Source organism: Mycobacterium sp., from assembly GCF_002863225.1.
Taxonomy (GTDB): domain Bacteria; phylum Actinomycetota; class Actinomycetes; order Mycobacteriales; family Mycobacteriaceae; genus Mycobacterium.
Genome location: NZ_PKEK01000050.1, coordinates 86,376 through 99,517, shown reverse-complemented (window position 1 = coordinate 99,517; position 13,142 = coordinate 86,376). Strand labels below are relative to the sequence as shown.

The 13,142-nt window shown below is 64.7% G+C and carries 13 protein-coding genes; 4 read left to right on the top strand and 9 right to left on the bottom strand.

Annotation, left to right across the window (positions count from 1 at the left end; genetic code table 11):
• Positions 1-19: 19 nt before the first annotated feature.
• The 3 genes from CYU59_RS16585 to CYU59_RS16575 all read right to left on the bottom strand — a co-directional run bounded on the left by CYU59_RS16585 (position 20) and on the right by CYU59_RS16575 (position 2,667).
• Entirely contained in the window at positions 20-1,459 is a 1,440-nt protein-coding gene (locus CYU59_RS16585; protein ID WP_292991599.1) for an amidohydrolase family protein, read from the bottom strand.
• A 29-nt stretch (positions 1,460-1,488) separates the two neighbouring features.
• On the bottom strand, positions 1,489-2,190 hold the full coding sequence (locus CYU59_RS16580) for a glycoside hydrolase (RefSeq protein WP_292991597.1): 702 nt from the start codon (positions 2,188-2,190) through the stop codon (positions 1,489-1,491).
• Between the two features lie 63 nt (positions 2,191-2,253).
• On the bottom strand, positions 2,254-2,667 hold the full coding sequence (locus tag CYU59_RS16575; protein ID WP_292991595.1) for a hypothetical protein: 414 nt from the start codon (positions 2,665-2,667) through the stop codon (positions 2,254-2,256).
• A 235-nt stretch (positions 2,668-2,902) separates the two neighbouring features.
• Between CYU59_RS16575 and CYU59_RS16570 the strand changes: the two genes are divergently transcribed.
• Positions 2,903-4,105 carry a cytochrome P450 gene (locus tag CYU59_RS16570; RefSeq protein ID WP_292991593.1) on the top strand — a complete coding sequence of 401 codons (1,203 nt, stop codon included), beginning with the start codon at positions 2,903-2,905 and terminating at the stop codon, positions 4,103-4,105.
• A gap of 134 nt (positions 4,106-4,239) precedes the next feature.
• On the opposite strand, the gene CYU59_RS16565 is transcribed toward CYU59_RS16570, so the two are convergent.
• The 5 genes from CYU59_RS16565 to CYU59_RS16545 form a co-directional block, all read right to left on the bottom strand.
• Positions 4,240-4,848, bottom strand: coding sequence for a TetR/AcrR family transcriptional regulator (locus tag CYU59_RS16565; protein ID WP_292991591.1), 609 nt, complete (start codon positions 4,846-4,848; stop codon positions 4,240-4,242).
• A gap of 13 nt (positions 4,849-4,861) precedes the next feature.
• Positions 4,862-5,194 carry a hypothetical protein gene (locus CYU59_RS16560; RefSeq protein WP_292991589.1) on the bottom strand — a complete coding sequence of 111 codons (333 nt, stop codon included), beginning with the start codon at positions 5,192-5,194 and terminating at the stop codon, positions 4,862-4,864.
• Positions 5,191-6,501, bottom strand: a complete 1,311-nt coding sequence (locus CYU59_RS16555) for an aromatic ring-hydroxylating dioxygenase subunit alpha (protein ID WP_292991587.1) — start codon at positions 6,499-6,501, stop codon at positions 5,191-5,193. The genes CYU59_RS16560 and CYU59_RS16555 overlap by 4 nt, the downstream gene beginning before the upstream one ends.
• Entirely contained in the window at positions 6,498-7,394 is an 897-nt protein-coding gene (locus CYU59_RS16550; protein ID WP_292991585.1) for an enoyl-CoA hydratase/isomerase family protein, read from the bottom strand. Before CYU59_RS16550 ends, CYU59_RS16555 begins: the two co-directional genes overlap by 4 nt.
• 107 nt (positions 7,395-7,501) lie before the next feature.
• Positions 7,502-8,467: a TIGR03621 family F420-dependent LLM class oxidoreductase gene (locus CYU59_RS16545; protein ID WP_292991583.1), complete on the bottom strand. Its 966-nt coding sequence runs from the start codon at positions 8,465-8,467 to the stop codon at positions 7,502-7,504.
• Positions 8,468-8,550: 83 nt separating this feature from the next.
• Between CYU59_RS16545 and CYU59_RS16540 the strand changes: the two genes are divergently transcribed.
• On the top strand, positions 8,551-9,261 hold the full coding sequence (locus tag CYU59_RS16540) for an SDR family NAD(P)-dependent oxidoreductase (RefSeq protein ID WP_292991581.1): 711 nt from the start codon (positions 8,551-8,553) through the stop codon (positions 9,259-9,261).
• 9 nt (positions 9,262-9,270) lie between these two features.
• Positions 9,271-10,716 carry an aldehyde dehydrogenase gene (locus CYU59_RS16535; protein ID WP_292991579.1) on the top strand — a complete coding sequence of 482 codons (1,446 nt, stop codon included), beginning with the start codon at positions 9,271-9,273 and terminating at the stop codon, positions 10,714-10,716.
• Here CYU59_RS16535 and CYU59_RS16530 read toward each other — a convergent pair.
• Entirely contained in the window at positions 10,713-11,246 is a 534-nt protein-coding gene (locus CYU59_RS16530; protein ID WP_292991577.1) for a hypothetical protein, read from the bottom strand. The genes CYU59_RS16535 and CYU59_RS16530 overlap by 4 nt on opposite strands.
• 148 nt (positions 11,247-11,394) lie before the next feature.
• Between CYU59_RS16530 and CYU59_RS16525 the strand changes: the two genes are divergently transcribed.
• Positions 11,395-13,125 (top strand): acyl-CoA dehydrogenase family protein, encoded by a 1,731-nt coding sequence (locus CYU59_RS16525; RefSeq protein WP_292991575.1) that lies wholly within the window; start codon positions 11,395-11,397, stop codon positions 13,123-13,125.
• The last annotated feature ends 17 nt before the right edge of the window (positions 13,126-13,142 follow it).

Below are 13,142 nucleotides of genomic sequence, written 5' to 3'. Positions count from 1 at the left end.
GTTTACCGGCCGGTCGGCCTCACACCGCCGAGTGTGCTTCGGCGACGGCCTGCATCATCGAGCTAAGCGTCTCCGCGGAGTAGTAGCGGCCGGCGCGCATCACCCCGGCGATGTCGTGCAGGTGGCTCGCGCTTGTTGTCGGGTCGGCCCTCAACACCACGAGGTCGGCGTTTTTACCCGGCTCCACGGTGCCCATCGCGTCGGTACGGCCGAGGAACTCGGCAGCGTTGATGGTGGTCATCTGCAAGATCCGCAACGGCGGCAATCCGGCTGCGGCCAATTCGTCGAACTCCTGATGTAGTGCGAATCCTGGTATCTCCCAACCAGATCCGCTGACATCGCTGCCGGTGATCATCGGGACACCCTCGTCGTCGAAGATGCGGACCATCTGCTGCAATCGGCGGTAGTGGCGGCGGTAGATCATGCGCATTTCCACTGGGCGCGCGGCGTATTTGCCTGCTGACTTACGCCAGCTTTTGAGCGTCTTCTCGGATGCGAAGCGGTTGTTCGGGTCGCGGTGATAGGTCGGCTCGTCGCAGAACTGCTGCGTACGGCTGCGAATCAGCGTCGGGCACTGCCAGGTCTGGTCGGCGGCGAACACCCTCGCCAACTCGCGGGCCTTGACGTCGTTGAAGGAGTTGCCGGCGTCCGCGATCATCTCGGCGTCTGCCGGTTTGGCCATCAGCAGAGGATTGACCACGACTTTGGCCATCACCTGCGCCATCAGGAGCTCCATCAGCCGTGTCGCGAAAGGCAGCCGCGGAACGCTGGGAAATTTCGGGACCGGGCGGTCGTTGATCGCACGCTCGATATCGCCCTGGTGGTCGCAGCAGGCGGCGACCATGCCTACCCCGGGGCCGAGATGCTCGATGGATCGCATCCTGCCGTCCGAGGCGGTCCGCACGTCGATCCCGACCGGAAGATGACCGACGGTGCTCAGTCCCAACCGAGCCGCCTCGGCTTGCAGCGGGAAGAACACCTGCGGCGTGACCAACGCGACCTTGATGAAATCGGCGCCGGCCTCTGCCTGTTGCCGAACCGATCGCAGCGCAGCGTCCGCACTGCCGGCGTTGAAGGGGACCAGTACGTCACCCGGCGTCGACAACAACGCCGGGCCGTCGACGGGCAGCCGCAGCCTTCCATTGCCGCGGTCACCGAGCAACGAGCGGGAGCCGTTCATCTGCCGAAATCCTGTGATGCCTCGGGCGAGCATCAGCCGCAGCGCCGGCTCGGGATCGATTCGGCCTGCCAGCGGATGAGCGTGCATGTCGCAGAAACCCGGCACCGTGAACGTTCCGCGGGCGTCGACGACCGCGTCGCGCTCGGGGTGCGCGGAAACAGCCGGGGTGATCGAGGAGATGGTGCCACCGTCGATGGTGACGTCTACACCGCGCTGAACACTGCCGTCACGGACGTTGACGACGTTGGTGTGATGCAGGATCGTGCGCGCGCCGGCCATCTCACGATTGTGCCGCCGCGCGACGACGGTCAGGCCGGCGGTGTCGGGGTCATCGAGCCGATCGAGTAGGTCTCGTGACCGGTCGGATAGCCGCCGCCGTCGGTCGCGATGTGCACGTGGTCGTAGTGGTTGGCGGTTTCGTTGCCGAGGTTCGCTGTCCAGCTCGGATTGCCGAGGCCCGGATAGATCTTCTGCCGCCAGATCACGTGGTCGACTCCCCAGCGCTTGGCGTTGGCGAGCGCGTAGCCGGCGATCTGATCGCCGAGTTCAATGCCTTCGGGTGAGTTGTGGTTCGGGATCATCACGTCGATGGCCAAGCCGTTCGGATGCCACCGCAGCGCGTCCTGGCGGTACCCGCCGATGGTCGTGATCTGCGGAAACAGCAGGCTGATGGCGCGAGCCGCCCAGATGGTCTTGACCTGCAGACCGCTCTCAGGTGCGACGCCTGTCGGCAGCGCGAACGTGAAGCTCTGGGCCGCGGCCGGGGCGTCCGCCGTCAACGACTTCAGCTCGGCGGGGCTGGCCACCCGAAGCGGCGCCGGGTGCGGTGGCGGAGAAGGCACCGGCTGCGGATGTGCCACCGGGCTGGCGTTGGATGCGGCGACGGTCGGCTTGGTGGTGCAGCACCGCGACTCGGTGCTCTGGGCGTAGAACATGCCGGCCGAGACAATCAGGGTCGCCCCGAACGCCAACCATCGGCCCAGTCCGTTGGTCGACCGGTTACCAGTCACGAGCAGCACTTTAACGCCTGGTCAGACGTTGTGTGGCAATTCGCGCAGCTCGTGTCCGAGCTCTTAGGAGACGAGAACCACCGGTGAGAACGCGGCGGAGTTACCAGTGCTGCTGCAGGTCACGTTGACGCTGTAGCGACCGCCGATCGCCTGGAAAATGATGGTGATGGGAGCCGACGGATGCGGCCCGGTCACGGTGATATCGGCGTTGTACGGGAACGCGACCGTGCCCATGACACCGTCCGAGTGGTAGTGGCAGAACTCGGTTTGGCCCTCCGGATTGCGCGCATCGACCACGGTGGCATAGGTGGTGAGGCCACCCCCGCTGTAGATGACCTGCATGCTGCCGTCGGAGTTCGTGAAGTACGTCGGATCCGTCCCGGCATGCGCCACGCCAGAGCCCGCGAACGGCGCGGCGGCCAATAGCAGCGCGGCGACCGAGGCGCCCAGCGCCCGAGCGATCCGGTGGGTGTTCATCATGTGCTCCTGCTCCCGTCGAGCGAATCCTGCTTACAGGTTAGTGGCGGCGAACCGCCGGCTAACCGTTTTGGCTGCGTACCGCGAGGGTGTACCCGATCGGCGGCCGCCTATTCGTCGCCACCCCCGCCGCAGCGTCAGTGGCCCTTGACGGGCTCCGCGCGGGGCTGCTAGACATGGCGTGCACCCGAAATTGGGCGATCGCCCAAAACTTGCGCGGAGGCTGAGGAACCAGATGACTGCCGCAGCTGAGACCGACGTCTACTACGACCCCTACGACACCGGGATCAACAACGACCCGTATCCCACGTTCGCGCGACTACGCGAGGAAGCGCCGATCTACTACAACGAGCGGTTCGACTTTTGGGCGATATCGCGGCACTCCGATGTCGAACAGGCGCTGGCGAATTGGCAGGTTTTCTCCAGTCGCCGCAGCGACATCCTCGAGCTGGTGAAGTCGAAGTTCGACATGCCCGGCGGTGTGATGATGTTCCAGGATCCGCCCGAGCATTCGATGCTGCGCGGACTGATGTCGCGGGTGTTCACGCCACGCCGGATGGCTGCCATCGAGGACCAGATTCGCCAGTACTGCGTGAAATGTCTGGACCCGCACGTCGGCTCGGACGGGTTCGACATCATCGCCGAGCTTGCGTCGATGATGCCCATGCGGGTGATCGGAATGTTGCTGGGAATTCCGGAGTCCGAGCAGATCTCCGTTCGTGACGCCAACGATGCAAATTTGCGTACTAAACCGGGCACGCCGCTGAAGGTGGCCAACGCGGACTCCATCGCCGACGGACGGATCTACGCCGACTACGTCGAGTGGCGTTCGAAAAACCCCTCCGACGATCTGATGACCACCCTGCTCAACGTCGAATTCGACGACGAGAACGGTGTGCATCGAAAGCTCACCCGAAAAGAGGTGCTGCACTACACGCAAGTGGTCGCGGGTGCCGGCAACGAGACGACGGGCCGGCTGATCGGCTGGCTGGCCAAGGTGCTCGCCGAGCATCCCGACCAACGGCGCGAGGTCGAGCAGGACCGGTCGTTGCTGAACCGGACCATCGACGAGACGCTGCGCTTCGAGCCGACCGGACCGCACGTAGCCCGTTGGATGGCAGCCGATTTCGAGCTCTATGGCACCACGATCCCGGCTGGAAGCGCCGTGCTGCTGCTCTTCGGTGCCGCCAACCGGGATCCTCGTCGCTACAACGAACCGGATGTGTTCGACATCCATCGCGACAACATCTCGCACATCACGTTCGGTAAAGGCGTGCACTACTGCCTGGGCGCCAACCTGGCGCGACTGGAAGGTCGCGTCGCCCTGGACGAGATTCTCAACCGCTGGCCGGAGTGGGACATCGACTACAACACAGCACAACTCGCCTCGACATCGACGGTTCGCGGATGGGAGAAGCTGCTAGTCGTCCTGCCCTGACCGGCGCCGCGAACCCACCCGTCCCAGGATCCGGGGACATGCGTTGTGCCCACCTTCGAGCGACAATTGTGATGCCGCCCCAATTTTGTCGCTCGGAGGCGGGCAAACCGGCGGCCCCTGCCGCAACGTGAGCACTAACCGGCGCCGCGGCGAGCTTTCGGTTGCGGCATCTCGAATTTGTCCAGAAACCGGTGCACCAGTGCGACGGCCTCGTCGTGGCCGCCCGCGGTTCCGAGTCCCTGCTCGAGAATCAGGGTGCGCCCGATCGCGGCGATGATCACCGCCAGCGCGGCCGGGGGGAAGTCGTCGGTGTCCAGGTCGTGTTCGCGGACGATGAAGTTCAGCGCGGTGATCTGTTGTTCGCGCCAGCGTTCGGACCAGGCGGCGATCTCCGCGCGAATTTCCTTACGGTGGTTGGCAAGTCCCATGAATTCCAGCAACAGCCGGGTGTCCTTGGGTGCCGTGAGGGTCTCCCAGAAAGCGTGCAGCGGCCGGTCGGAGGCCAGCGCCTTCTGCTGGCGATCCAGGTAGATCGTCGCGCCGATCCGGAAGACAGCCAGATACAGCTCGTCCATGGTGGGGAAGTAGTAGTGCACCAAGGCCGGCTTGACACCGGCCTGCGCCGCGACTCGGCGCGAGGTGGCCGCGGCATAGCCCTCGTCGACCATGATCTGACTCGTCGCGGCGATCAACAACTCGCGCGTCGTGGAGTCGCGTGCCTTGGGTCGAGCGGATGCGGTCACGAGGGGAGTCCTATCACACCGCGGGCTCGGCGACCATCTCGAAGAAGGCGGCACCCGAGTCGGGTATCCGGTTCTGCTTGAACACGTTGACCGCGTAGGAGACCAGGATCATCGAATAGAGCATGTGCAGCAGCGTTATGGCATCGTCGGGCAGATCGTCGATGTCGAGCTTGTTGAGATAGGCGATCGCCTCCTCCGCTCTGGGCGCCACCGCGTCGTAAAACCTGACCAGTTCGTCGAAGGGTTTCGACAGCCGCGCCTCGTAGCGCTCCGCGCGGGTCGACAGGGCCCAGTCGGTGACGAATGGTTCGAGGTCCGAAAACGCCTGGGGGAGAGCCGACATCATGCCTCCTTGGCGGATTGGTAAGCACCGACCGTGTCGCGGATGACGGTGTGGAACTGGCGGATCAGCAGTTCTTGGTCGCTGAGGTGAAATGTGTTCTGCGCACGTGTCTTGAGTGCGGAGTGAGTGGCTTCGATCGTGTTGACGTCCTGCATGGCGAACTCGATCGTGCTGTCCACCACCAGTTCCTGCGCCAGCCGATCGGCGGCGTTGGCCGGTGGCACGAAGTACAGGTCGATTTCGTAGATGTGGGTGTCGACGGTCTCCGGCCAGTACGTGTAGGTGATGTAGTAGTTGCGGGCCCAGAGTTGGATCGAGATGTTCGGGAACACCCAGAACTGGTCGTTGCCCCAGGAGGCGATCCCGCCGCGGTTCAGGTAGTCAGCCGACTCGTCGACGCCGATGTCGGGAACGTCGTCGGGCCCGAAAAGGCCTGCGCGAAACAGCTTGTAGACCCAGCGTTGATCCTGACGTGCGGGTCCGGCGGTGCCGGGTTCGCGAGCCGGCAGCGGTGGTGGCCCGGGCACCGAGGTCAGCATGTGCGGCCGGAACAAGTCGTAGTGATAGGAATCGACCGGTGGCACCATCATCTCGGCCTTGGCGACGTCGGGATCGATGAAGCGGCCGTGCACGTACGGCGGGTGATACCACTCGCACACCGAGTCGACGGCCAGTTTCCAGTTGCCGTTGATGCGGGTGGAGAACCCGTAGTGCTGGGTCATCTTGTCGAAGGGATAGGCCTCGATGCCCAACAGTCCGTCGCCGAGGAAATCGCGCAGCGGGGCCGGGGCCCCTTTTTCTGAGGCGAGGTGCACAAAGATGAAACCGGCCCAGACCTCGCAGTGCACCGGAGGCATCCGCAGCGTGCTTTTGTCCAGGTCGAAGAATTCGCTTTCGTTGGTGATGTGGTTGACCTTGCCGTCCAACCCATATCGCCAACCGTGATACTTGCAGGCGAACGCGCGGCAGTTGCCGGACGATTCCTCGCCCGGATGCTCCTGCCAGACCACCTTGTTGCCGCGGTGCGCGCAGACGTTGTGAAATGCGTACACCTCATCGTCGGTGTCACGAGCGATCACGATCGACGCCAGCCGACCGGGCAGATCACGGGTGAAGTAGGAGCCCTTTCGCGGTAGTCGCTCAATTCGGCCGACGCACAACCAGTTTCGCTTGAACACCGCCTCGCGTTCGGCGTCGAAGAATTCCGGTGAGATGGAGTCCTCGTAGTTGACCGGGTCGGTGGTCAGTTCTGGATAATCCGTGGTGAATTTGCCCCGCCCGGTCGACAGTCGCTGCTGGATGCTGGTCACTGGTGGGCGCCCTCTTGTGCGGCCGCCCCGTTGCTCGGGGTGCTCCAAGGCTCGTCGTCCCACGCCCGATCCAGCGGCGCCATCTCACCGCCGAACGGGAAGAACACGCGCTGGGCGTAGGTTTCGCGAGCCAGGCCGTGGCCGAGTTCGTTGACAAACGCCCGCTTGAGCGGGTTGGTGAACAGCTGTCGCGTGTACCGCAGAGTGAGCGGTGGTCGCTTGACCAGTTCGCGGGCGTGCTCCCAGGCACGATCCAACACCTTGTCCTTGGGCAGCACCTCGTTGACCACGCCCCACTCCTTGGCCTCCTGCGCACTGACCTTCTGGCCGGTGAGTAGGAAGTAGCGCGCCCGGTTGTGCCCGGCGAGCACACTCCAGATCACGTGTTGGCCGTCACCGGGCACCTGGCCGCGCGGAAAGTGCGAGGCGTCTTGGAAGTAGGCGTCCTCGGAGGCCAGCACGATGTCGCCCATGATCGGCACTTCGGAGTGCATGTTGCACGGACCGTTGACCGCGCTGATCATCGGGACGTCAACATCGAGCACATTGAAAATGAGATGGCGTGCGTACCAGGCTTTCTCGTCGAGCTTGTGCGTCCCCCGGTCGTCGGGCATGGCCTGATAGATGGGGTGTTCGGGCGGTTCGCCGTTGGGCAGCCGACCCCAGTTGGCGTTGTAGTTCTCGCCGGTGCCGGTGTGGATGAGCACTTTGATCTCGCGGTCGCCGGCGATGTCGGCGAACGCGTCCGACATCTCGTCGTGGGCTTTCCAGCTCCACACCAGGCTGTCACCGTTTGTGTGGCACTGCATGAACAGGATGCCGTCGTCGGTGAGCTCGAAATTGTAGTTGGCATAGCTGTTCTGGTAGTCGCTGTATCTGGTCCGCTTGGCCATTGAGTGGTCTACTCCTGCGGTGGTCGTTCGGGGCTGACACCTATTTGAGCGATCGCCCAATTATTTAGGTGACATCGTTACACCCTCCGCGCGCGGTGGTCAAGCCTTCATCGGCCGTGCAGCCGGTCAACTATCGGCGCGAACGATTCGATCTGTGACTGCTGCACCGTGACGTAGTTGACGCCGAACGACTCGCGCCGCGAATAGAGGCTGTCCACAATGCTTTCCAGCGATCCGATCATCACGTTGGGATGCTCGCGCAACACCTCGGCCGGTATCCCGGTCGACGACGCGGCGTCGGCGAGAGCCGCCTCGGGATCGTCGGTGATCGCCGTGAAATAGGGCGAACTCTCGATTTCGAGCTGGGCATAGCGTTCACCGGCGGCAGCTCGGACGGCGTCGATCCGGCGCCGCGCGACGGTTCGAGGGTCACGTCCGGCGGCATCGCGTGCGACAAACTGCACGCTCGACATGCTGACGATGTCGGCCTCACGCGCGGCATACGCCAGCATCCGCGGGCCGCCGCCGCCGATCATGATGGGTGGATGCGGGCTCTGCACCGTTCGCGGCCGGCCGGCGTAACCGCGCACCTGAACGATCTGACCGGCGAACTCCAGTTGCTCACCTTCCCAATGCGCCTTGATGACCGCCACCACCTCGGCTAGCCTGGCGATACGCCGGCCCGGCCGATCGAAGGTCAAACCCATTGCGTTGTACTCTGTTTCACTCCATCCCGCGCCGATGCCCATCTCCAGCCGGCCATCTGACAGCAAGTCCAGGGTCGCGGTTTCCTTGGCCAGCACGGCAGGTACGTGATAGTCCACGCAGAACACCCGGCACCCGATTCGCAGCGTCTCGGTGACCGCGGCGGCCGCGGCCATCGCCGCTATCGGTGCCAGGTCCTGGCGGGGGGTACGTGCGATCTTTTGCGCCGGACCCGGTCCCAGGTAGTGGTCGGCGAGGAAAAGCGTTGAGTAGCCGAGTTCTTCGACTCGCCGGACGGTGTCGCGCCACTCGCGCCCGCCGGCCGCGTTGGTGGCTTGCACGGCAAACCGAAACGGGGGCCTGTCCATGGGCTTGACCATAATCGACCGCGGGTGATAGGCATGAGTGGTTTGGGCAGTCGCTCAGGAAAATCGGTCGAGAAGGGGCGGTAGTGGACTCGAGGACGGCGATCGTGACAGGCGGAGCGTCGGGGATCGGTCGTGCGATCGTCGACCGGTTGCGCGCCGACGGGTTCCGGGTCGCTGTCATCGACCTGACGCCCACCGATGACGAGTTCAGCCACGTCGTCGATGTCACCGACCGCGCTCAGGTAGATGCAGCCGTCGCGGCCATCCGCGCCCAACTCGGCCCAATCCTGGTGCTGGTCAACTCCGCTGGGATGACCGGCTTCCAGAAGTTCTCCAGGATCTCCTTCGAGGAGTGGTCGAAGGTGATCGACGTCAACCTCAACGGTGTCTTCCACACCATCCAGTCGGTGCTGCCCGACATGGTCGAGGCCGGATGGGGCCGCATCGTCAACATCTCGTCGTCCAGCACCCACTCTGGCCAGCAGCTGATGGCGCACTACGTCGCGGCGAAATCCGCGGTGAACGGCCTGACGAAATCGCTGGCGCTGGAATACGGTCCAGCCGGCATCACCGTCAACGCCGTTCCACCGGGCTTCGTCGACACACCCATGCTCCGAGGCGCCGAAAGCAAGCATCAGCTAGGCGGAACCGTGGAGGACCACATCAACCGCACGCCGGTGCGCCGGGTGGGCCGGCCCGAAGACATCGCTGCGGCTTGCGCCTTTCTCATCTCCGAGGAAGCCGGTTACATCACCGGGCAGATCCTCGGCGTCAACGGCGGCCGCAATACCTGAGAGGACCGGATGTACCAGAGGGAAGAACTCTTCATCGACGGTAAGTGGTCTGCGCCGCAAGGCGATTCCGTCATCACCGTCATATCTCCACACAGCGGTGCCGAGATCGGCCGGGCGGCGTGCGCGGGACCGGCCGATGTGGAACGTGCCGTGCAGGCGGCGCGTGCGGCATTCGACTCCGGGCCGTGGCCGCGAATGCAGCCGGGCGAGCGGATCGAGGCGATCGGGCGACTTGCGGCCGTCTACAAGGAGCGCCGTGCCGACATGGCGTCACTCATCTCGGCCGAGATCGGTGCGCCGATCAGCTTCGCGAAGATGGCGCAGGTCCGGTTGCCGCTGACGATGATGTCGGCGTTCTGTGGCATAGCCGCGGGTTATTCCTGGCAGCAGGACCGTCCTGGGCTGTACGGCAAGGACATTCGGATCGTCAAGCAACCGGTGGGCGTCGTCGCCGCGATCGTGCCGTGGAACATGCCGCAGTTTTTGACCGTCGCAAAAATCGTGCCGGCACTACTGGCCGGATGTTCGGTGGTGCTCAAGCCGGCGCCGGAGTCGGTCCTCGATGCGCAGCTGCTCGCCGAGCTGGTTGCCCAGGCCGATCTGCCGCCCGGGGTGCTGAACGTGGTGCCGGGCGGCCCCGACGTGGGCGAGCAGCTGGTGAGTCACGACGGCGTGGACAAGGTCTCGTTCACCGGCTCCACCGCCGCCGGGCGTCAGGTCGCGCTAGCCTGCGCGCAGGGACTGAAGCAGGTCAGTCTCGAACTGGGTGGCAAGTCGGCGGCCATCGTGCTCGACGACGCGGACCCGACGGCGGTGGCCTCGGCGATCCAGATGGCCAGCTTGGCCAACAGCGGCCAGGTGTGTAACGCGCTGAGCCGAATCCTGGTACCGGCAGCCCGCGAGACGGAGTTCGTCGATGCGCTCGCGGCAGCAATGGAGTCGATGCCAGTAGGTGATCCCGCGGATCCCAACACCGCGATCGGGCCGCTGGTGGCCGAGCGCCAGCAGGAGCGCGTCCGCAGCTACATCGAATCGGGCGCGAGTGAGGGCGCGCGACTGGTGGTCGGCGGGGCGGAGATGCCCGACGGGCTGGACACCGGTTGGTACGTGCGCCCAACGCTTTTCAGCCAAGCCGACAACGACATGCGCATCGCCCGTGAAGAGATCTTCGGGCCGGTGCTGACCGTCATCTCCTACCGTGACGAGGACGAGGCGATCCGGATCGCGAATGACACCGAGTACGGGTTGGCCGGCTCGGTGTTCACCGTCGACACCGATCGTGGAATCGGCGTCGCGACGCGCGTGCGGTCCGGCACGTTCGGTGTCAACGAGGGCTACATCATGGATCCCGCGGCGCCCTTCGGTGGCGTCAAGAACAGCGGCTACGGTCGCGAACTCGGGGTCGAGGGGATCGACAGTTACACGGTGAGTCAGTCGATCTCGGTTGCGGGCTAGTGCTTTCCGCCGCCGACCTCGGCCGGTAGCGGCGGCGGCAAGGGTGCAGTCGGGCTGGCGGTCGGTGTCGCCGGTGGCTTGACCGCCGGTGTCTGCGCCGTACCGGCCGGAGATGGCACGGTCTTGGGGCCGTGGAACGACGTCATCGGTTCGCGGCGAATCACTCCGCTGGCGTCGCTGACCACCAGAGCGCTCGAGGTCACCGTGTACGTCACGCCGTCCTGCTTGACGACGTAACTGCCGTCGGCGTCCGCGGTGGCGGAGGCGATCAACTTCGCGCCGTCGCTGATCCGGACGCCGTGGTAGCCGAACTGGCCGGCTGGGCTCTTGCAGATCGCGATCCGCGAGTTCGCCGTGCTGCCGAAGGCGACAGCCGTATTGGGTGCGGCGCATCGGGCACTGGAGTCGACGAAGCCGAGTGCGTCGGTGGAGGGGTCAGCGGCGGCCAGGGGCGTGCCGATCGCGAGCAGCGTCCCGCAGGCCGCTGCAGCGACGGCAACGCGTCGGGTGCGAGGCAGATATGAGGACATGGGTTCCACGACAACACGGGTGACCAGCAGGATCGCGCCCCCACGCCGCGTGATGGCCCAATCGTTAGCTTCTCGAGATCCGCGAGAAGCTTCAGCCCCCATCAGGCCGCTAGCGGCCCGCATCGTCGTGGAGCTAGATTCGACGCCCATGGGACTGCTGTTTGATCCGAACGCCTACGACCCGTCGCATTTCGACCCGGAGACCCGGCGCCAGTTGCGCGCCGTGATCGACTGGTTCGAGGACCGCGGCAAGGTCACGCTGCTCCGGGAAGACCTCGAGGCGACGTGGGTGTCGGACTTCCTGGGCTTCATCAAGCAGGAGAAGATCTTCGCGACCTTCCTCACCCCGTCGGAGTACGGCGGCGGTGATCCGAACAAACGCTGGGACACCTCCCGCAACGCGGCGCTGAGCGAGATCTTCGGTTTTTACGGCCTGTCGTACTGGTACGCCGAACAGGTGACGATCCTGGGCCTCGGCCCGATCTGGCAGAGCGACAACATCAAGGCCAAGGAGCGGGCCGCTGCACAACTCGAGGCCGGCGGTGTGATGGCGTTCGGACTCTCCGAGCGCGAGCACGGTGCCGATATCTACAACACCGACCTGCTCCTCACCCCCGCCGCGGAAGGCGACGACGAAGGTGTGGTGTTTCGTGCGTCGGGGGAGAAGTACTACATCGGCAACGGCAACGTCGCGGGCATGGTGTCGGTCTTCTCGCGGCGCACCGACCTAGAGGGTGCCGACGGCTACGTCTGGTTCGTCGCCGACAGCGGCCACGAGAACTACGAACTGATCGGCAATGTCGTGCACGGCCAGATGTTCGTCAGCAACTTCCGGCTCAACGACTATCCGGTGCACGAAGAGGACATCCTGTGTACCGGCCCGGAGGCGTTCTCGGCCGCGCTCAACACTGTCAACGTCGGGAAGTTCAACCTCTGCTCGGGCTCGATCGGCATGTGCGAGCACGCTTTCTACGAGGCGATCACGCACGCCAACAACCGGATTCTGTACGGCAACCCGGTCACCGACTTCCCGCACGTGCGGGCCAGCTTCGTCGAGGCCTACGCACGGGTGATCGCGATGAAGCTGTTCAGCGACCGCGCGATCGACTACTTCCGCAGCGCCAGCCTCGACGACCGTCGCTACCTGCTTTTCAACCCGGTGACCAAATCCAAGGTGACCTCCGAGGGCGAGACTGTGGTCACGTTGTTGTGGGATGTGCTTGCCGCCAAAGGTTTCGAGAAGAACACCTACTTCAGTGAAGTGGCCCGGCTGATCGGTGCCCTGCCGCGACTGGAGGGCACCGTGCACGTCAACGTCGCGCAGATTCTGAAGTTCATGCCCAACTACATGCTGAACCCCGCCGAGTACCCGGCGATCGGCACCCGCAACGACCCGGCCGACGACACCTTTTTCTGGTCGCAGGGCCCGGCGCGCGGCGCATCGAAGGTTCAATTCGCCGACTGGACAAAGGTTTACGAGCAACACTCGCAGATCCCGAACGTCGGAGTGTTCTACGAGCAGGCCCGGGCACTCAAGGACTTGCTGCTGACTGCCGCGCCCGACCCCGAGCAGATGAAGGATCTCGACTTCCTGCTCGTGATCGGCCACCTGTTCACGTTGGTGGTCTACGGCCAGCTGATCCTCGAGCAGGCCGACTTGATCGGGCTCGACGCCGACCTGGTGGACCAGATCTTCGAGGTCCAGATTCGCGACTTCGGGCAGTATGCAGTCGCGCTGCACGGCAAGTCGAGTTCGACTTCAGCGCAACAGGACTGGGCTCTCGCGGCCGTACGTAGGCCCGTGATCGACTCCACCCGGTTCGATCGGGTGTGGGAGCAGGTCAGGGCCTACGACGGCGCCTACGAGATGCGGCCCTAGCTATTGGGGCCGACCCG